The organism is Pseudothioclava nitratireducens, assembly GCF_029210495.1.
GTDB classification, from domain to species: Bacteria; Pseudomonadota; Alphaproteobacteria; order Rhodobacterales; family Rhodobacteraceae; genus Pseudothioclava; species Pseudothioclava nitratireducens.
The window spans coordinates 39699-56857 of sequence record NZ_JARGDK010000012.1 but is presented as its reverse complement, the minus strand read 5'-3'; the positions used below and the strand labels follow the sequence as shown (position 1 = coordinate 56857).

19 protein-coding genes, 1 tRNA gene and 1 riboswitch are annotated in these 17159 nt (G+C 64.1%); of the genes, 15 read left to right on the top strand and 5 right to left on the bottom strand.

The features are described from left to right. Positions 1 to 8: 8 nt before the first annotated feature. Positions 9 to 407, bottom strand: coding sequence for a MerR family transcriptional regulator (locus tag P0X85_RS13120; RefSeq protein ID WP_275814140.1), 399 nt, complete (start codon positions 405 to 407; stop codon positions 9 to 11). Between the two features lie 230 nt (positions 408 to 637). Further along, on the bottom strand, positions 638 to 1006 hold the full coding sequence (locus P0X85_RS13115; RefSeq protein WP_275814137.1) for a MerR family transcriptional regulator: 369 nt from the start codon (positions 1004 to 1006) through the stop codon (positions 638 to 640). A 174-nt stretch (positions 1007 to 1180) separates the two neighbouring features. Between P0X85_RS13115 and P0X85_RS13110 the strand changes: the two genes are divergently transcribed. From P0X85_RS13110 to P0X85_RS13100, 3 genes are read left to right on the top strand one after another with little or no spacing between them, the layout of a single operon-like run. Further along, positions 1181 to 1645, top strand: coding sequence for a PaaI family thioesterase (locus tag P0X85_RS13110; protein WP_275814135.1), 465 nt, complete (start codon positions 1181 to 1183; stop codon positions 1643 to 1645). Next, positions 1642 to 2157: a PaaI family thioesterase gene (locus tag P0X85_RS13105; RefSeq protein WP_275814132.1), complete on the top strand. Its 516-nt coding sequence runs from the start codon at positions 1642 to 1644 to the stop codon at positions 2155 to 2157. The genes P0X85_RS13110 and P0X85_RS13105 overlap by 4 nt, the downstream gene beginning before the upstream one ends. Beyond that, positions 2150 to 3454: an MATE family efflux transporter gene (locus P0X85_RS13100; RefSeq protein WP_275814129.1), complete on the top strand. Its 1305-nt coding sequence runs from the start codon at positions 2150 to 2152 to the stop codon at positions 3452 to 3454. The genes P0X85_RS13105 and P0X85_RS13100 overlap by 8 nt, the downstream gene beginning before the upstream one ends. 67 nt (positions 3455 to 3521) lie before the next feature. Here the strand turns inward: P0X85_RS13100 and P0X85_RS13095 are convergent, their stop codons facing one another. Further along, positions 3522 to 4469: a 1-phosphofructokinase family hexose kinase gene (locus P0X85_RS13095; protein ID WP_275814126.1), complete on the bottom strand. Its 948-nt coding sequence runs from the start codon at positions 4467 to 4469 to the stop codon at positions 3522 to 3524. A 126-nt stretch (positions 4470 to 4595) separates the two neighbouring features. On the opposite strand from P0X85_RS13095, the gene P0X85_RS13090 reads away from it, so the two are divergent. Both P0X85_RS13090 and P0X85_RS13085 read left to right on the top strand, forming a co-directional pair. Next, positions 4596 to 4805, top strand: a complete 210-nt coding sequence (locus P0X85_RS13090; RefSeq protein ID WP_275814123.1) for a hypothetical protein — start codon at positions 4596 to 4598, stop codon at positions 4803 to 4805. A 12-nt stretch (positions 4806 to 4817) separates the two neighbouring features. Then, positions 4818 to 5807: a DUF6976 family protein gene (locus P0X85_RS13085; RefSeq protein ID WP_275814120.1), complete on the top strand. Its 990-nt coding sequence runs from the start codon at positions 4818 to 4820 to the stop codon at positions 5805 to 5807. Positions 5808 to 5882: 75 nt separating this feature from the next. Here P0X85_RS13085 and P0X85_RS13080 read toward each other — a convergent pair whose 3' ends face one another. Both P0X85_RS13080 and P0X85_RS13075 read right to left on the bottom strand, forming a co-directional pair. Beyond that, on the bottom strand, positions 5883 to 6818 hold the full coding sequence (locus P0X85_RS13080; protein ID WP_275814116.1) for an MBL fold metallo-hydrolase: 936 nt from the start codon (positions 6816 to 6818) through the stop codon (positions 5883 to 5885). A gap of 113 nt (positions 6819 to 6931) precedes the next feature. Beyond that, a complete protein-coding gene (locus P0X85_RS13075) occupies positions 6932 to 7336 on the bottom strand; it encodes a metallopeptidase family protein (protein ID WP_275814114.1) in 405 nt (134 codons plus the stop codon). Positions 7337 to 7426: 90 nt separating this feature from the next. On the opposite strand from P0X85_RS13075, the gene gltX reads away from it, so the two are divergent. The 10 genes from gltX (at position 7427) to P0X85_RS13025 (ending at position 17112) form a co-directional block, all read left to right on the top strand. Next, entirely contained in the window at positions 7427 to 8755 is a 1329-nt protein-coding gene (gene gltX, locus P0X85_RS13070; RefSeq protein ID WP_275814111.1) for a glutamate--tRNA ligase, read from the top strand. A gap of 175 nt (positions 8756 to 8930) precedes the next feature. Next, a riboswitch (glycine riboswitch) is annotated at positions 8931 to 9019 on the top strand. Positions 9020 to 9167: 148 nt separating this feature from the next. Next, on the top strand, positions 9168 to 10283 hold the full coding sequence (gcvT, locus tag P0X85_RS13065) for a glycine cleavage system aminomethyltransferase GcvT (RefSeq protein WP_275814107.1): 1116 nt from the start codon (positions 9168 to 9170) through the stop codon (positions 10281 to 10283). 10 nt (positions 10284 to 10293) lie between these two features. Then, positions 10294 to 10653 (top strand): glycine cleavage system protein GcvH, encoded by a 360-nt coding sequence (gene gcvH / locus P0X85_RS13060; protein ID WP_275814104.1) that lies wholly within the window; start codon positions 10294 to 10296, stop codon positions 10651 to 10653. Positions 10654 to 10662: 9 nt separating this feature from the next. Continuing rightward, positions 10663 to 13494 (top strand): aminomethyl-transferring glycine dehydrogenase, encoded by a 2832-nt coding sequence (gene gcvP, locus P0X85_RS13055; RefSeq protein ID WP_275814102.1) that lies wholly within the window; start codon positions 10663 to 10665, stop codon positions 13492 to 13494. Positions 13495 to 13632: 138 nt separating this feature from the next. After that, positions 13633 to 14076, top strand: coding sequence for a thioredoxin domain-containing protein (locus P0X85_RS13050; protein WP_275814100.1), 444 nt, complete (start codon positions 13633 to 13635; stop codon positions 14074 to 14076). A gap of 99 nt (positions 14077 to 14175) precedes the next feature. Continuing rightward, positions 14176 to 14251, top strand: a tRNA-Ala gene (locus P0X85_RS13045). Between the two features lie 245 nt (positions 14252 to 14496). Further along, positions 14497 to 15000 (top strand): type III secretion system chaperone family protein, encoded by a 504-nt coding sequence (locus P0X85_RS13040; RefSeq protein WP_275814098.1) that lies wholly within the window; start codon positions 14497 to 14499, stop codon positions 14998 to 15000. 26 nt (positions 15001 to 15026) lie between these two features. Next, positions 15027 to 15839, top strand: coding sequence for a pyrroline-5-carboxylate reductase (proC, locus tag P0X85_RS13035; RefSeq protein ID WP_275814095.1), 813 nt, complete (start codon positions 15027 to 15029; stop codon positions 15837 to 15839). Then, a complete protein-coding gene (locus P0X85_RS13030; protein ID WP_275814092.1) occupies positions 15836 to 16171 on the top strand; it encodes a tRNA-binding protein in 336 nt (111 codons plus the stop codon). Before proC ends, P0X85_RS13030 begins: the two co-directional genes overlap by 4 nt. Further along, complete coding sequence (locus P0X85_RS13025; protein ID WP_275814090.1) at positions 16171 to 17112, top strand: 2-hydroxyacid dehydrogenase; 942 nt, start codon at positions 16171 to 16173, stop codon at positions 17110 to 17112. Before P0X85_RS13030 ends, P0X85_RS13025 begins: the two co-directional genes overlap by 1 nt. Positions 17113 to 17159 lie beyond the last annotated feature (47 nt).

Genomic DNA, 17159 nt, shown 5'->3' with positions numbered 1-17159 from the left:
CTTCCGGTTCAGGCGGCGGAAGTTTCCGGGTCGGACCCGCTCAGCTCCCGCTCGACCAGTTCGATCTGCTCGCCCAGCTCGACGATGGCCTGTCCAAGCTCATCGCGCTGCGCGATCATTTCCTGATGGCGTTGACGCGCCAGTTTCAGCGTCTCGGCCAGTTGCGTTTTCTGCTGATCGCCCATCGCGTAGAGGTCCAGCAGCTGGCGAATGTCCTCCAGACTGAAACCGAAACGCTTGCCGCGCAGGATCAGTTTCAACCGGGCCCGGTCGCGCCGGGTAAACAACCGCTTCTGCCCCTCACGGATCGGGAACAGCAATTCCTTCGACTCGTAAAACCGCAGCGTGCGGGGCGTCACGTCGAACGCGTCGCACATCTCGCGGATCGTCATCACTTCTTCACTCATTCTCTCTGCCCTTTGCATGTCCTTGCGTAATGCAGGGGGCAGATCGACAATCTGCACCTACATTACAAGCGAAGTTGACGTGAACGTCACTGTAACGTGGCGTCACAATCGGACTGACGTAATGTCAGACAAAATTGACCTAGAGGTAAAGCAATTTTCTTTCACAGAAAGCGGCTCGGCGGAGCGGCTCTGGTGGCGCTGATCCGCCCGGATTCGCCCAGAAAGCGCGGTCAGTCGCCCACGCTTTTTGCGACCTCATTGCGCAATTGGCGCAGGTCGTCGATGGTGACGCTCAATTCGTCACGCTGCTTTTCGAGCACGCCCAACTGGCGGTCAGCGAGTTCGACCCAGACCCGGTTCTGCTCGTCAGTGCCTTTCTGGTCGTAGATCAGCAGCCATTGGCGGAGTTCCTCAAGCGAGAAGCCAAAGCGCCGCCCGCGCAGGATCAACGTCATCCGGGCGACCTCTCGCGGGCCGTAAAAGCGCGCACGGCCTTCCTTCTGGGGGGAAAGCAGTTCGATATACTCATAATACCGCAAGGTGCGCGGCGTCACGTCGAAGCGTGCGCACATTTCCTTGAACGTCAGTGTGTCCGCCATTCGGGCCTCCCTGCGGGGGAAAGCTAACGCGCCCCCGCCGTGGCTTCAATAGAGATGCGCCGAACGGCGGGGCAAGCGGTGCGAAAAATTCCGTAACGGCAGGCTCGCGCTCTCTTGCGCGCGGATAGCCGGGCCTGCGATGATCGCACCGATATTGACAGGAGCATGGCACAGATGACCGACCCTGATGCAAACGCACCGGATGCGGACAAGCTCCGGCTTGCCCGCCAGTTCATCGAGGCGATCCCGCATAGCCACGCGCTGGGCATGAAGGTCGAGTCGATCGGCGGCGGGGCTGCGGTGCTTTCGATGCCCTACGATCTGCGGCTGGTGGGCGATCCGCGCACCGGGGTCATCCATGGCGGCGCGGTTTCGGCGCTGATGGATACCTGCTGCGGCGCCGCCGTCATGAGCCATCCCGAAGCGCCCGCCGGCACCGCGACCATCGATCTGCGGATTGACTATATGCGCGCGGCGACCCCCGGGCAGCGGATTACCGCGCGGGCGGAGTGCTTTCACATCACCCGCAGTGTCGCCTTCGTGCGCGCGAGCGCCCATGACGAAGAAACGGGCATTCCGGTGGCCTCCGCGACCGGGGCTTTTACCGTCGAACGCATGAAGAAAGGGGGCGCGGCATGACCCGGCCCAAGCCCGAACCCGTTCAACTCATCAAGCAACGGCGCGACGGGGCGCTGCGGGCGCTGGTCTCGGGCGTGCCCTATATCCAGTTCCTCGGCATCACTTTCGAGCGTCGGGGCGATGAGCTGACGGCCGTTCTGCCCTTTGACGACAAGCTGATCGGCAACCCGATGCTGCCCGCGCTCCATGGCGGGGTGACGGCGGCGTTCCTTGAGGTGACTGCGATCATCGAATTGAGCTGGTCCTATCTTTGGGAGGACCTTGAAGCAGGCCGGATCGACGCGGCCTCCCTCGATCCGATGCATCTTCCGCGGCTGCCCAAGACGATTGACTTCACCGTCGATTATCTGCGCTCCGGCCTGCCGCGCGATGCCTATGCGCGGGCGCGGGTGAACCGCTCGGGGCGGCGCTATGCGAGCGTGCATGTCGAGGCGTGGCAGGATAATCGCTCGCGTCTGTTTGCGCAGGCGACCGGGCATTTCCTGATGCCCGATCCTGCGCAGAATGGCTGAGATCACCCATGCGCGGGTGCTGCGGATCGCGGCGCCTATCGTGATTTCCAATGCCACCGTGCCGATCCTTGGCGCGGTGGATACGGGCGTGGTCGGGCAGTTGGGCGAGGCCGCCCCGATCGGCGCGGTCGGCATGGGGGCGGTGATCCTCGCCTCGCTTTACTGGATTTTCGGGTTCCTGCGGATGGGCACGACCGGGCTTGTCGCGCAGGCGCATGGGACGGGCGACGCGACCGAGGTCTCCGCTGGCCTGATGCGGGCGCTGATCATCGCGGGGGCGGCGGGGCTGGCCCTGATCGTGCTGCAACTGCCGCTTTTTGCCGCCGCCTTCTGGCTCTCGCCCGCAAGTCCCGAGGTCGAGGCGCTGACCCGCGATTACCTGACGATCCGGATCTGGGGCGCGCCCGCGACGATTGCGCTCTATGCGCTGACCGGCTGGCTTATCGCGCTGGAGCGCACGCGGGCGGTCCTGGCGGTGCAACTGTGCATGAACGGGCTGAACGTCGCGCTCGACCTGCTCTTCGTGCTGGGCCTCGGCTGGGGCGTGCAGGGTGTCGCGGTGGCCACGCTGATTGCCGAGCTGTCGGGCGTGGCGCTGGCGCTTTGGCTGGCGCGGGCGGCCTTTGCGGATGGGCTATGGCGGGCGCGCTCTATCTTTGACCGGGTGCGGCTGGCCACCATGGCGCGGGTCAATGGTGATATCATGATCCGCTCGGTGCTCTTGCAGGCGAGTTTCACGAGCTTTCTGTTCCTCGGTGCGGGGCAGGGCGATGTGCAGCTCGCCGCCAATCAGGTTTTGCTGCAATTCCTGTCGATCACGGCCTTCGCGCTCGACGGGTTTGCCTTCGCGGCCGAGAGTCTTGTCGGGCAGGCAGTGGGGGCAAAATCCCTGCGCGGGCTGCGGCGCGCTTCCATCATGACCTCGCAATGGGGGCTGGGCGGGGCGATCCTCTTGGGGCTCGGTTTCTTCATCGGCGAGCCTTGGATCATCGACCTGATGACCACGGCCGAGCCGGTCCGTGAGAGCGCCCGGCATTACCTCCCGTGGATGATCATCGCGCCCCTGATCGGGATCGCCAGCTGGATGCTCGACGGTATTTTCATCGGAGCGACGCTCACGCGCGAGATGCGCAATGCGATGATCCTCTCGGTCGCGGTCTATGTGCTGGCGTTGTTGGTGTTTGTGCCGGTCTTGGGCAATCACGGGCTGTGGGCGGCGCTGATGGTGCTGAACGCCACACGGGGGGTGGTGATGGGGCGGCTTTATCCGCGCGCCGAGGCGAAGGCGGCGGGGTAAGGGGGCGCCGCCCCCTCTGGCGCGTTGCGCCATTCACCCCCGGGATATTTGTCGCAGACTGACCAGCTCAGAGCGTGCTGACCGCGCTGTGCGGGAGCAGTTTGCGCACCATTGGCAGGTGGCACAGGTCGGTGGCGGAGGTGGTGACGGCGGCCGAGGCCGCAGCGGCCCCCCATTGCAGGGCCTCGGGCATCGAGAGCCCCCGCGACAGCGACAAGGTGAACGCCGCGACGAAGCTGTCGCCGGCGCCGACTTTGGAGACGACATCGACCTTGGCGGCCTCGGCGACCCAGCGGTTCTCCGCCGTGGCGAGGACATTGCCGTCTCCGCCCCGCGCCACGATCACGGCGCGTGCAAGCCCGCGCCGGACAAGCGATTGGGCGAAATCCGCGCTGTCGGCCCGGCTGGGGAGTTTGCGTCCGGCGAGGTCCTCGGCTTCAAGATCGTCCATGCGCAGTACATCGGCGGGGGCAGTGCAGTTGCGCAGCAGGCAATGCAGGGCGGCACCCGATGTGTCGAGAAAGAGCTGCGCACGCGTGCGGGCAATGCGGGCTGCGAGGCGTGCGGGAAAATCGTCGGGGACGCCGGGCGGCTGCGAGCCCGAGAGCACCACGATCCCGTTCTCGGGCGCGGCGCGACCGATGCGGGTGAGCGCGCGGGTCACATCGCCGGATTTCCACTCCGGGCCGGGCATCACGAAACGATATTGCAGGCCGGAGGATTGATCCGTGACGGTCAGGGACTGGCGGGTTTCGCCTGGCGCCGGGAAAGGGGCAAGGCCGATCCCCGCTTCGGCGAGGAGCCGCATCACCTTGTCGCCCGTCAGCCCACCGACCGCCACGAAGGCCGTGGAGTGTCCGCCCAGTTCAAGAATCCCCCGGCTGACATTGATCCCGCCGCCGCCCGGATCGGTCTCGGGCCGGGTGCAGCGGAGTTTGCGTTCGGGCTCGACCTTGTCCGCCCCGATCGACAGATCGACCGTGGGATTGAGGGTGATGGTGAGGATGGAGGTCATGGTTTGCTCCGGCATCGTGCCGCGTTAGCGCTATCTTGGCAGGAAGCTGGAGGGGATGGAAGGCCGGAAACCGTTTTTTAAGGTGCGGATGTTTAGCTCAGCGCATCCGTTTAGCGGGAGAGATTGATGATTCCAGATATGAATGACCCGCGTTGGTCGCGGGTTTTGACTTCGGATGCCGATTTGTCGGCGGCCTCTTTGGCGACGCGCATTCTTGTGACGCGCCTGCGCCGGGAGGTGGCCGCTGCGCCGACCACACTATCGGCAAAGATCGCCGAATTGCGCGATTTCGTCGCCAAGAATGCCTTTGCCAGTGCCGATGTGGCGCGCTTCTGAAGGGATATGCCAATGAAGAATGAAATGCTCAGCGCGGCCGAGGCCGCGCAACGGATCGAGGCGGGGGCGGTCATGGTGATCGCCGGGGCGGAAGATCTGCTGGCACAACTTCCCAAAGGGGCGTGGATCGGCGGCACCACGGTCTATTTCGTGACCGATGAAGGGGGCGCTGTCGTGCGCGACAAGCTTTTTTGCACGACCTTCCCCGAGGCGACTGGCGCGGCGCCGCGTTTCGTCCCGGTCCAAGAGTTGGAAGGCATCGCAACGGGCTATGTGCCGGGTGGATTCACGATGATCATGATCCCGGCCTTCTCGGTCGCGCATTCCGATTTCGCGATCCATGGGCAGACCTATCCCAATTTGTTCAACCAGCCGCTGGCCGGGTGGATCACCGGGGTGCATCTCGATGATCTCGGCAAGCGCGCGCCGATGGTATTCGACGGGGCGACAGGGACCGGCCATGACGAGGGGGCGGTGTTGCTGCATTGCGCCTTGCCCGAGGGTCGTTCGGTCGATCTCGACATCCTCAACATCTTTGCGCAGGGGGATCAGGAGGAGCTGACCTTCAGTTTCCCCGAAGGCGGATTCGCCGCGCATGATGTGATCGTGGGCGGTGAGCGGGTGAATTTTGCCCGCTACCTCGAAGAGAACAAGGTCGACACGCGCTTGCCGCTGGTGGCGAATTACGCAGGCGCTTTGGTGAACGTTTCGATCCAGTCGGTGGATGAAAACGAGGGTGAGGTGCGGTTCTATGCGCCGGTTGTCGCAGGGGTCGAATATCGCCTCGCCCGGGCGCTTGGCAGCTATGCCCAAGCCTTTGCGGAGGGCGCTGGCCCGGATGGGGTCGGGCAATACTCGTGCAACTGCATCCTCAACTATCTTTATGGTGAGTTGGAGGGGCAGAAGACCGGGCATTTCACCGGTCCGGTCACCTTTGGCGAGATCGCTTACATCCTGCTCAATCAGACACTCGTGCGGCTCGATATCTCTGATGCTGCCTGATCTGCATAACGGCGTTGCGTAACGAGTGGTGACGCGGACCCCCCGGGGTCCGCGTCGGTTGCCTTGACTGAGGGTTCAAAGGTCAAGCTGATAGGCGACAGGCACGAACTGGAAGCCTTCGTTTCTGGCTTCCAGATAGCCCGTGCCGGGGAAAGGCATATGGTAGCCTACGAACGGAATCTTTTCAGCCGCGATCCTGCCCAAAAGCGATTTGCGCGTGGCGGCGGCGGCCGATTTGTCCATGTCATAGCGCACCTCCCAATCTGGACGTTGTAGCGACCAGACGAAGTGATTGGCCGTGTCCGCGGTGAGCATCAGGTGCCGGCCGTTGCTTTCGAGGTGATAGGCCATGTGGCCCGGCGAATGGCCGAAGGCGGCGACCGAAGTGATGCCGCCTGCCACATCCGCGCCATCTCCGATGAAGGCCATCTTCTCGGCCAAAGGGCGCACCTTGGCTTCGAAATTCTCGTTGCTTGCGGCGGCCCAGTGGTCGAATTCGACCTGCCCGGTAACGTAACGCGCATTGGTGAAGGTCGGCGTATCGCCCGACATCAGGCCGCCGATATGATCGCCGTGCATATGCGTGAGTACGACGATGCTGATCTGATCGGGGGACTTACCCGCTGCGGTGAGTGCGGCCGTGATGCTCTCGGGACTCAGTCCGGTGTCGAACAAGATCACCTCGGAACCGGTTTCGACAAGCGTCGGTGTAAAGAAGTTCATGCTCTTGTCCGACGGGATGAACGCGGCCTGAGAGAGCGCCGCGAAATCCTCGGCGCTCGCATTGAGCCCAAAAATCTCCTGAGGGTTGTCCATCGGGCGCGTGCCGGCAAGTAATGTCGTGACAGTGAAATCGCCCACGGAGAAACGCCGATAGGGCGCGATGGCGGGGGCGGCCGTAGCCTGCGCCATTGCAGGGCGGGCCCCGGCCAGAATGGCAGGCGCGGAGACGAGCGGCATCGCCGCGATGCCGGCCATGACAGACCGGCGGGTCAGAGCAGCAGGTTTCATGAAAAACCCTCCCTCGGTTTTCAGGTGAATATGAAAGACACCGGAAAGAGGTTAGGGCGCGCGGATCATGCGGCAAGGTTGGCTCCCGCACGAATCCGTGTGTGTGGTGCGGGTTATTCCCACCACCTGTCGATGCGCGCGATATCCGCATCCGACCAGCCGAAATGATGGGCCAATTCATGCACGAAGACGTGGGCGACCAGCGCGCCGAGTTCGATGTCGCCGCGCGCCACCCATTCGTCGAGGATCGGGCGACGAAACAGCCAGATGACATCCGGCCCACCCGGGTCCATCACCGATTTTTCGGTGAGGGGAATGCCCTCGTAAAGTCCGGTGATCTCGAACGCGTCCTGCGCGCCCATCTCTTCGAGAAGCGCCTCGGAGGGGAAATCCTCGACGCGCAGCACGACCTGCGCGGCGGCCCCGGCAAAAGCCTCGGGGAGCGCGGCGCGGGTGGCTTCGGCGAGGGTCTCGATATCTTCGAGGGACGGCGCGGTCGCCGCTGTCCATTCAACCATGATTTACCCTTTGCCGCTAACGCTCCACCCCGCCTGATATGGACAAAACCGCGCGCATATGAAAGAGCAGGCGCGAACCAGGAGATCATCATGACGACCGTTACCCGCTTCGCGCCCTCGCCCACCGGCTTCATCCATGTCGGCAACCTGCGCACGGCGCTGTTCAACTACCTGATCGCGCGCAAGACGGGGGGCACCTTCATCTTGCGTCTCGACGACACCGATCAGGAGCGCTCGAAGCAGGAATATGTGGACGCGATCAAGGAAGATCTCGAATGGCTCGGCCTGACCTGGGACCGCGAGGAGCGCCAGTCGCTGCGCCTCGACCGCTATGAGGCCGCCGCCGAGAGCCTCAAGCGCGTGGGCAAGCTCTATGAATGTTTCGAGAGCCCGACCGAGCTGGACCTCAAGCGCAAGAAGCTGCTGAACATGCACAAGCCTCCGGTCTACGACCGCGCGGCGCTGAAGCTGACGGACCTTGAGAAAGACAAGTTCCGCGAAGAGGGGCGCGAGGGGTACTGGCGCTTCCTGCTGAACCAGACCCGGATCGAATGGACCGACGGCATTCTGGGCGATCTGTCGATCGACGCGGCCAGCGTGTCCGACCCGGTTCTGATCCGCGCGGATGGGCAGGTGCTTTATACCTTCGCCTCCTCGGTGGACGATATTCAGATGGGCATCACCCATATCGTGCGCGGCGGCGACCACGTCACCAACACCGCGACGCAGATCCAGATCATCGAGGCGCTGGGCGGCACCGCGCCGTCATTTGCGCACCATTCGCTGCTGACCGGCGCGCATGGCGAGGAGCTGTCGAAACGTCTCGGCACGCTCTCGATCCGCGATCTGCGCGCGAACGGGATCGCCCCCGAGGCGCTTCTGAGCATGATGGCGCGGCTCGGATCGTCGCAGCCGGTCGAACTGCGCATGTCGCTCGAAGAGATCGCGGACGGGTTCGATCTGTCGCAATTTGGGGCCGCGCCGACGAAGTTCGACCCTGAGGACCTCGTGCCGCTGACCCGCGCGCGCAACCAGCACCTGCCCTTCGCTGCTGTTGCGGACGAGATTGCGGCGCTCGGTATCCCCGCCGACAAGGCCGAGCAGTTCTGGGCCGTCGCCTCGCAGAACATCGACAAGCTGTCGGATCTTGGCCAATGGGCGGATCTGGTGCTGAATGGCGCCGAGCCGGTCATCGACCCGGAGGATGCGGAGTTCGTGGCGGAGGCGCTCACGCTTCTGCCGGCTCTGCCCTTCACCGAGACCACTTGGAAGGACTGGACGACAGCCGTCAAAGAGAAAACCGGGCGCAAGGGCAAGGGGCTGTTCATGCCGCTGCGCAAGGCGCTGACGGGGCTTTCGCACGGGCCGGATATGGGTGAGTTGATGCCGCTTCTGGCGAAGGTGCGCGCCAAGGGCTGAGGCCGGCGGGGGGGGGCGCCCCGGAGTATTCCGGGTTTGATGAAAGCAAGCGCGGTCCGGTACGGGTCGCGCTTTTTTCATGCTGTTTGCGACCCGCGATGGTCGTATTTTTCTCAAATGGGTCGCTTCCGGTTTTTGGGCTTGTCTCGGGCGGGTGGGACGGGCTATCCGGTAAGGGACGGACACGGGAGAATCTGGCCCCGCGCCAGTGCCGAAGGAGCAACCGCCCCGGTAAACTCTCAGGCAAAAGGACCGGTCCGACGCAGAATTCTGGAGAGTGGCGCCGCGCGGTGCCCGCCGAAGGGATAACGATCTCAGGCGCCCGCATGCGGGCATGGACAGAAGGGGCATCGAGCGGGCCGAAAGGCTCATGGATTCGATGCCGGGCATCCGGCTGACAGAAGGGGGCGGCATGGCTGACCTTGCGGGCGCGGAGCTGAAGCGGACACCGCTTTACGATCTTCATGTGGAACTGGGCGCGAAGATGGTGCCCTTTGCAGGCTACGAGATGCCGGTGCAATATCCGCTGGGCGTGATGAAAGAGCATCTTCACACGCGGGCGCGGGCCGGGCTTTTCGATGTGAGCCATATGGGTCAGGTGATCTTGCCGCCCGACGCGGCGCTCGCGCTCGAGGCTCTGGTGCCGGTGGATATCGCGGGGCTGGGTGAGGGTCGCCAGCGTTATGCGCTTTTCACCGATCCGGCGGGGGGCATCCTTGATGACTTGATGGTCGCCAATCGCGGGGACGATCTGTTCCTCGTGGTGAACGCGGCCTGCAAAGAGGCGGACATCGCCCATCTTCAGGCGCATATCGAAGGCGTTCAGCCGGTCAACGACCGGGCGCTTCTGGCGCTTCAGGGGCCCGACGCCGAGACGGTGCTGGCGACGCTGGTCGCCGGTGTGGCCGGGATGCGCTTCATGGATGTTGGCCGTTTCGACTGGCAGGGCACTGAGTTGTGGATTTCGCGCTCGGGCTACACGGGCGAAGACGGCTTCGAGATTTCCGTTCCCGAGGGCCGGGCCGTCGATCTGGCGCGGGCGCTTTTGGCGCATGAGGCGGTGGAGGCCGTCGGTCTGGGCGCGCGCGACAGTCTGCGGCTTGAGGCAGGGCTGTGCCTCTACGGGCATGACATCGACACCACCACCTCGCCGGTCGAGGGCGCGCTGACATGGGCGATCCAGAAGGTCCGGCGCAATGGCGGTGCGCGTGCAGGCGGGTTCCCGGGCGCGGAGCGTATTCTGGCCGAACTGGACACTGGGACCGCGCGCAAACGCATGGGGCTCTTGCCCGAGGGCCGTGCCCCGATGCGTGAGGGCACCGAGATTTTCGCGGGTCCCGAAGGCGGCGCACCAATCGGCACTGTCACCTCGGGCGGCTTTGGCCCCTCGATCGGGCGGCCCATGGCGATGGCCTATCTTCCGGCCGATCTTGATATCGGCGCTACCGTTTACGGCGAGGTGCGCGGCAAAAGACTGCCCGTGCAGGTCGCGCCGATGCCCTTCCAACCCACCAATTACAAACGCTGAGGAGCGAGAGATGAAATTCACCGAAGAACACGAATGGCTGCGCGTCGAAGGCGATCTGGTGGTCGTGGGCATTACCGACCACGCCTCGGAGCAGCTGGGCGATGTGGTCTTTGTCGAACTGCCCGAGCCGGAAACCAAGGTCGCCAAGGGTGATGAGGTCTCGGTGATCGAGAGCGTCAAGGCGGCCTCCGACATCCTCGCGCCCGTCGATGGCGAGATCGTCGAGGTGAACGAGGCGCTGGTCGACAACCCGGCACTGGTGAACGAGGACCCGCTCGGCGAAGCGTGGTTCTTCAAGATGAAGGTGGAGGACATGGAGCAGCTTGACGACTTCATGGACGAGGACGCCTACAAAGACTTTATCGGCTGAGGCTGCACGATGTTTACCCCCACGACCTACGACACCTACGATTTCGCGAACCGCCGTCATATCGGGCCGTCTCCGGCTGAGATGGCGGAAATGCTCAAGGTGGTGGGGGTGGAAACCCTCGACCAGCTCATCGACGAGACCGTGCCCCGCGCGATCCGTCAGGATGAGCCGCTTTCCTGGGCGCCGCTCACCGAACACGCGCTGCTGCAAAAGCTGCGCAAAGTGGCCGAGAAGAACGAGGTGATGACCTCGCTGATCGGGCAGGGCTATTACGGCACGGTGACGCCTCCCGCGATCCAGCGCAACATTCTCGAAAACCCGGCCTGGTATACGGCCTACACGCCCTACCAACCCGAGATCGCGCAGGGCCGGCTTGAGGCGCTCTTGAATTACCAGACGATGGTTGCGGACCTGACCGGGTTGCCGGTGGCGAATGCGTCGCTACTCGACGAGGCGACCGCGGCGGCCGAGGCGATGGCGATGGCGCAGCGTTCGGCCAAGTCGAAGGCGACGGCCTTCTTCGTCGATCAAAGCTGCCACCCGCAGACGATCGAGGTGATCCGCACACGCGCGCTGCCGCTCGGGATCGAGGTCATCGTGGGCGCGCCCGAGGCGCTGGAGCCCGAAACCGTCTTTGGCGCGATCTTCCAGTATCCGGGCACTTACGGCCACGTCCGTGATTTCACTGACCTGTGCGAAAAGCTGCACGAAGCCAAAGCCTTGGCAGTCGTTGCAACGGACCTTCTGGCGCTGTGTCTGCTCAAAGAACCGGGTGCGATGGGGGCCGATATCGCGATTGGCTCCGCGCAGCGGTTTGGCGTGCCGATGGGCTATGGCGGCCCGCACGCGGCCTTCATGTCCTGCCGCGACGAGTTGAAACGCGCGATGCCGGGGCGGATCGTCGGTGTCTCTATCGACAGCCATGGCAACCCCGCCTATCGCCTGTCGCTGCAAACCCGCGAGCAGCATATCCGCCGCGAAAAGGCGACCTCGAATGTCTGCACGGCGCAGGCGCTTCTGGCGGTCATGGCCTCGTTCTATGCGGTCTTCCACGGGCCTGTTGGCCTGCGCTCGATTGCCGAGATGGTGCATCTGAACGCGGTGCGTCTGCGCGATGCGCTGGTCGCCGCCGGGGCCGAAGTGGCGCCGGAAGCCTTCTTCGACACGATCACGGTCAAGGTCGGCGTGGGCCAGATGGGCATCCTCGCGGCGGCGCGTCAGCGTGGGTTAAACCTGCGCAAAGTGGGGCGTGACCGCGTGGGCATTTCGGTCGATGAGATGACCGATGGCGAGGTGATCGCCCGCGTGCTCGACGCGTTTGGCATCACCGAGCCCGCGCCCGAGACGGTGGGGCTTGGTTTCCCCGAGGAGATGCTGCGGCAGAGCGACTACCTGACCCACCCGGTTTTCCACATGAACCGCGCCGAGTCCGAGATGATGCGCTACATGCGCCGTCTGTCGGACCGCGATCTGGCGCTTGACCGGGCGATGATCCCGCTCGGTTCGTGCACGATGAAGCTCAATGCGGCGGCAGAAATGATGCCGATCACATGGCCGGAATTCGGCTCGCTGCACCCGTTCGCGCCCGCGGATCAGGCGCAGGGCTATGCCGAGGTGATCGAGGACCTGACCGCGAAACTCTGCGAGATTACCGGATACGATGCCTTCTCGATGCAGCCCAATTCCGGCGCGCAGGGTGAATATGCTGGCCTTCTGACGATTGCCGCCTATCACCGCGCGCGCGGCGAGGGGCATCGCAATATCTGCCTGATCCCGACCTCGGCGCATGGCACGAACCCGGCCTCGGCACAGATGGCAGGGATGAAAGTCGTTGTGGTCAAGTCCGCGCCGAACGGCGATGTGGACCTTGAGGATTTCGCGGCCAAGGCGGAAGCTGCTGGCGAAAATCTGGCCGCCTGCATGATCACCTACCCCTCGACCCACGGGGTGTTCGAGGAAACCGTGCGCGAGATTTGTGACATCACGCATCGCTTTGGCGGGCAGGTTTATCTGGACGGGGCGAATATGAACGCGCTGGTCGGGCTGGTGAAGCCCGGCGAGATCGGCTCGGACGTGTCGCACCTGAACCTGCACAAGACCTTTGCGATCCCGCATGGTGGCGGTGGTCCGGGGATGGGTCCGATCGGCGTGAAGGCGCATCTGGCCCCTTACCTGCCGGGGCATCCCGAAACCGGCGGCAGTGAGGGCCCCGTATCGGCGGCGCCCTTCGGCTCTGCCTCGATCCTGCTGATTTCATGGGCTTATTGCCTGATGATGGGTGGCTCGGGTCTGGCGCAGGCGACTCGTGTGGCGATCCTCAACGCGAACTATATCGCTGCGCGGCTTAAGACCGCCTATCCGATCCTGTTCATGGGTAACCGGGGGCGGGTGGCGCATGAGTGCATCCTCGACACGCGACCTTTCGGAGAGTGCGGCGTGACCGTGGACGATATCGCCAAGCGTCTGATCGACAACGGGTTCCACGCGCCGACCATGAGCTGGCCGGTCGCAGGCACGCTCATGGTGGAGCCGACGGAGTCGGAAACCAAGGCAGAGCTTGACCGTTTCATCACCGCGATGCTCGCGATCCGCGAGGAGGTGCGCGCCGTGGCCGATGGCGAGATTGCCGCCGAGGACTCGCCGCTGCGCCATGCGCCCCACACGGTCCATGACCTCGTGGCCGAGTGGACGCGCCCCTATAGCCGGGAGCAGGCCTGCTTCCCGCCGGGGTCGTTCCGCGAGGACAAATATTGGCCGCCCGTCGGGCGGGTCGATAACGTTCACGGCGATCGGCACCTGATCTGCACCTGCCCGCCGCTGGAGAGCTATGCTGCGGAATAGAGAGAGGGGGTGCTGCCCCCTCTTTTCCTTCGGCAAATTCACCCTCAGAGTATTTCGGGTTTGATGAATGGCGTGGTCTTGCGCGGGAGCCATTCTGCCCCAATATATTCGGTAAGTTGAATATTGCGGGAGGCTGTCATGGCCCAATCCTATCGCGTGACCTGTCTGGACTGCGGACAGGCGAACCGTGTGCCCTCGGACAAGCTCTCGGCGGGCCCCAAATGCGGGACGTGCGGCGGCAAGCTGGTGAGCGGCAAGGTGACCGAGATCGACGCGGGCATCCTTGCCAAGGCGGAAAAGGACGACCTGCCGCTGCTGGTGGATTTCTGGGCGCCGTGGTGTGGGCCGTGCCGTCAGATGGCGCCGCAGTTCCAGATCGCCGCCGGGCAACTGGCACCGCAGGTGCGGCTGGCCAAGCTGAACACCCAAGTGAACCCGCAAGCGACGCAGCGCTATCGTATTCAGGGCATCCCCTCTTTCATCCTGTTCGGCAAGGGGCGCGAAATGGCGCGGGCCTCGGGCGCGCGTCCGGCTTCGGATCTGGTTGCGTTCGTGCGCGCGCATCTGCCGGCAATGGCGTGACATCTGGTCGCCCCTCCGGGCCCGTCAAAACGGGGTCTGCCACGGGTGCACGTGCTTGACAAGAATACGCGATTGCGCGAAACAGCCGCCATCGAATGTGGGGTCGTAGCTCAGTTGGGAGAGCGCGTCGTTCGCAATGACGAGGTCGTCGGTTCGATCCCGATCGACTCCACCAATCGATCCTCCCGCTTTCTTTCGCTTTAGCGTCCTGTGCGCCGCGTTTTTCGGTTCTCGCACGGGTTTTCCCCAGATTTGGTGGGTGTGGGCCAAGTTATCCACGACAAATTGCTTTACAGAATGCACCTTTGCCCGCACGATATCTTGTATGGGCAAGGCGGTTATCCGCCGCACTTTGTGGATACACCAAACCCTAGGGGAGCTGCACCCCGTCGGGACGTATACAGGCAGGGGGATACGGGCATGGCACTGAGCGAGGACTTTCTCTACGCGGACGACCTTCACCCGATCGATGTGGTGGAGACGCTCGCCGAGGCGCATGACTGGGATTTTGACCGCGTGACTGACGACCAGATCGCAATGGCGGTTGAGGGTCAGTGGCGGACCTATTCGATCACCCTCGCATGGAGCCCGGTCGATGAGACCCTGCGTCTGATCTCGACCTTCGAGATGGACCCGCCCGCCGAGCGCGAGAGCGAACTTTACGACCTGCTGAACCGCGTGAACGATCAATGCTGGACGGGGGCCTTCACCTTCTGGAACGAGCAGAAGCTGATGGTCTGGCGCTATGGGCTGGTGCTGTCGGGCGGGCAGGTGGCGAGCGCGGATCAGATCGACCGGCTGATCGGCGCGGCGGTCGTGGCGTCCGAGCGCTTCTATCCGGCCTTCCAACTGGTGGCCTGGGGCGATCAGAAAGCGGCGCGCGCGATGGATGTCGCCATTGCCGAGGCCTACGGTCGCGCCTAATCTGCCCCCGCAACAAAGGGGGTAACATGAATTTTTCCGATATCGTGACGCGGGGGCTTGTGCTTCTGGGCTGTGGCAAGATGGGCTCTGCGATGTTGCAGGGCTGGCTTGGCAATGGCTTGCCGCCGACCTCCGTGCATGTGATCGACCCGAACCCGTCCGATTGGCTGCGCGGGACGGGCGTGCATATCAATGGCGACTTGCCAGCCGCTCCGGCGGTTGTTTTGCTCGCGGTGAAGCCGCAGATGATGGGCGCGGCGCTGCCGCAACTGGCGGCGATGGGCGGCGGCAAGACGCTGTTCGTCACGGTCGCCGCGGGTATCACCATCGAGGGCTATGAGAAGCTGCTCGGCGCCCAAACGCCCTTGATCCGGGCGATGCCCAACACGCCCGCGGCGATTGGGCGCGGGATCACGGCAATCGTCGGGAACGGGGCGGCGAGCGCGGCGGATCTCGATCTTTCCGAGGCGCTGTTGCGCGCCGTTGGACAGGTTGTCCGGCTTGAAGATGAGGCTCAGATGGATGCTGTGATCGGGGTTTCGGGTTCCGGTCCGGCCTATGTGTTCCACCTGATCGAGACGATGGCTGCGGCCGGAGTCGAACAGGGACTCTCCGAAGAGCTTGCGATGCAGCTGGCCAAGGCGACCGTCGCCGGGGCGGGCGCGCTGGCCGAGGCGTCCGACGAAAGCCCCGCTCAACTGCGGGTGAATGTCACGAGTCCGGGTGGTACGACTGCTGCCGCGCTTGAGGTCCTGATGGAGCCGGAGACCGGATTTCCCGGACTTCTCAGCCGCGCCGTCGCCGCCAATATCCGCCGCAACCGGGAGCTGGCCGGATGACCATCAGTTTCGACGATTTCCTCAAGGTCGATATCCGCGTGGGCCAGATCGTGCAGGCGGAACCTTTCCCCGAGGCCCGCAAGCCCGCGCTCAAGCTCTGGGTCGATTACGGACCGGACATCGGGGTCAAGAAAAGCTCGGCGCAGATCACGGTGCATTATACCCCCGACGCGCTGATTGGGCGCAAGGTGCTGGGCGTCGTGAACTTCCCGCCGCGCCAGATCGGGCCGTTCATGTCCGAGGCGCTGGTGCTGGGCCTGCCCGATGAGGCGGGTGAGGTCGTGCTCATCACCCCCGACAAAGATGTCCCCATCGGCGGGCGGATGTTCTGATGCGGCTCTTCGTGACGCGTCGGATGACGGATGCGGTCGAGGCAGCCATCGCCGACGAATTCGATACGACCTTTCGCCATGAGGCGGCGCCGCTGACCCAAGATGAGGCCCGCGCGGCTTTGGCTGAATTCGATCTCGTGTTGCCGACCTTGGGCGATGCGTTCGGGGCGGGGGCTTTCACCGGACAACCGCGCTGCAAGCTCTTGGCGAATTTCGGGGTGGGCTACAATCACATCGACGTCGAGGCCGCTCGCGCCGCCGGGATCGCGGTGACCAACACGCCGGGGGCCGTGACCGATGCTACCGCCGATATCGCGATGGCGCTGATCCTGATGAGCGCGCGCCGCGCGGGCGAAGGGGAGCGTCTGGTGCGCTCGGGTGGCTGGACTGGCTGGCAGCCGACGCAGATGCTCGGCCTTCACGTGACGGGCAAGCGCGTGGGGATTATCGGCATGGGCCGCATCGGCAAGGCCATCGCGCGGCGCTGCCATTTCGGCTTCGGCATGGAGGTTGTCTTTCACAACCGCTCTGTGGTGACCGATCCGGGCTGTCCGGCGCGGCAGGTTTCGCTCGCCGAGGTGTTGCGGGCCGATATCGTGGTGATCGCTGTGCCCGCGACGCCGGAAACCCATCACTTGATCGGTGCAGATGAACTTGCACAAATGCAACCTCATGCACACCTGATCAATATCGCACGGGGCGATATCCTTTCACAATCCGACCTGATCGTGGCTTTGGAGGCCGGTACAATCGCTGGCGCGGGGCTGGATGTCTATGAGTTCGAGCCAGAGGTGCCGGATGCGCTGCGCGCGCTCGACAATGTCACGCTGCTGCCGCATCTGGGGACCGCTGCGGAAGAGGTGAGGACGGATATGGGGCTGATGGCACTGGCCAATCTGCGCGCTTTCCGTGACGGCAAGCCTTTGCCGAATTTGCTCTGATCTCTTGACCTTTTTCGGCCTTGGGCGGACTCTGCCCGAGGTCAGGA

Excerpts from the sequence above, each read along its gene's own strand:
- P0X85_RS13120 (WP_275814140.1), bottom strand. The coding sequence starts at position 407 with ATGAGTGAAGAAGTGATGACGATCCGCGAGATGTGCGACGCGTTCGAC.
- P0X85_RS13115 (WP_275814137.1), bottom strand. The coding sequence starts at position 1,006 with ATGGCGGACACACTGACGTTCAAGGAAATGTGCGCACGCTTCGACGTG.
- P0X85_RS13110 (WP_275814135.1), top strand. The coding sequence starts at position 1,181 with ATGACCGACCCTGATGCAAACGCACCGGATGCGGACAAGCTCCGGCTT.
- P0X85_RS13105 (WP_275814132.1), top strand. The coding sequence starts at position 1,642 with ATGACCCGGCCCAAGCCCGAACCCGTTCAACTCATCAAGCAACGGCGC.
- P0X85_RS13100 (WP_275814129.1), top strand. The coding sequence starts at position 2,150 with ATGGCTGAGATCACCCATGCGCGGGTGCTGCGGATCGCGGCGCCTATC.
- P0X85_RS13095 (WP_275814126.1), bottom strand. The coding sequence starts at position 4,469 with ATGACCTCCATCCTCACCATCACCCTCAATCCCACGGTCGATCTGTCG.
- P0X85_RS13090 (WP_275814123.1), top strand. The coding sequence starts at position 4,596 with ATGATTCCAGATATGAATGACCCGCGTTGGTCGCGGGTTTTGACTTCG.
- P0X85_RS13085 (WP_275814120.1), top strand. The coding sequence starts at position 4,818 with ATGAAGAATGAAATGCTCAGCGCGGCCGAGGCCGCGCAACGGATCGAG.
- P0X85_RS13080 (WP_275814116.1), bottom strand. The coding sequence starts at position 6,818 with ATGAAACCTGCTGCTCTGACCCGCCGGTCTGTCATGGCCGGCATCGCG.
- P0X85_RS13075 (WP_275814114.1), bottom strand. The coding sequence starts at position 7,336 with ATGGTTGAATGGACAGCGGCGACCGCGCCGTCCCTCGAAGATATCGAG.
- gltX (WP_275814111.1), top strand. The coding sequence starts at position 7,427 with ATGACGACCGTTACCCGCTTCGCGCCCTCGCCCACCGGCTTCATCCAT.
- gcvT (WP_275814107.1), top strand. The coding sequence starts at position 9,168 with ATGGCTGACCTTGCGGGCGCGGAGCTGAAGCGGACACCGCTTTACGAT.
- gcvH (WP_275814104.1), top strand. The coding sequence starts at position 10,294 with ATGAAATTCACCGAAGAACACGAATGGCTGCGCGTCGAAGGCGATCTG.
- gcvP (WP_275814102.1), top strand. The coding sequence starts at position 10,663 with ATGTTTACCCCCACGACCTACGACACCTACGATTTCGCGAACCGCCGT.
- P0X85_RS13050 (WP_275814100.1), top strand. The coding sequence starts at position 13,633 with ATGGCCCAATCCTATCGCGTGACCTGTCTGGACTGCGGACAGGCGAAC.
- P0X85_RS13040 (WP_275814098.1), top strand. The coding sequence starts at position 14,497 with ATGGCACTGAGCGAGGACTTTCTCTACGCGGACGACCTTCACCCGATC.
- proC (WP_275814095.1), top strand. The coding sequence starts at position 15,027 with ATGAATTTTTCCGATATCGTGACGCGGGGGCTTGTGCTTCTGGGCTGT.
- P0X85_RS13030 (WP_275814092.1), top strand. The coding sequence starts at position 15,836 with ATGACCATCAGTTTCGACGATTTCCTCAAGGTCGATATCCGCGTGGGC.
- P0X85_RS13025 (WP_275814090.1), top strand. The coding sequence starts at position 16,171 with ATGCGGCTCTTCGTGACGCGTCGGATGACGGATGCGGTCGAGGCAGCC.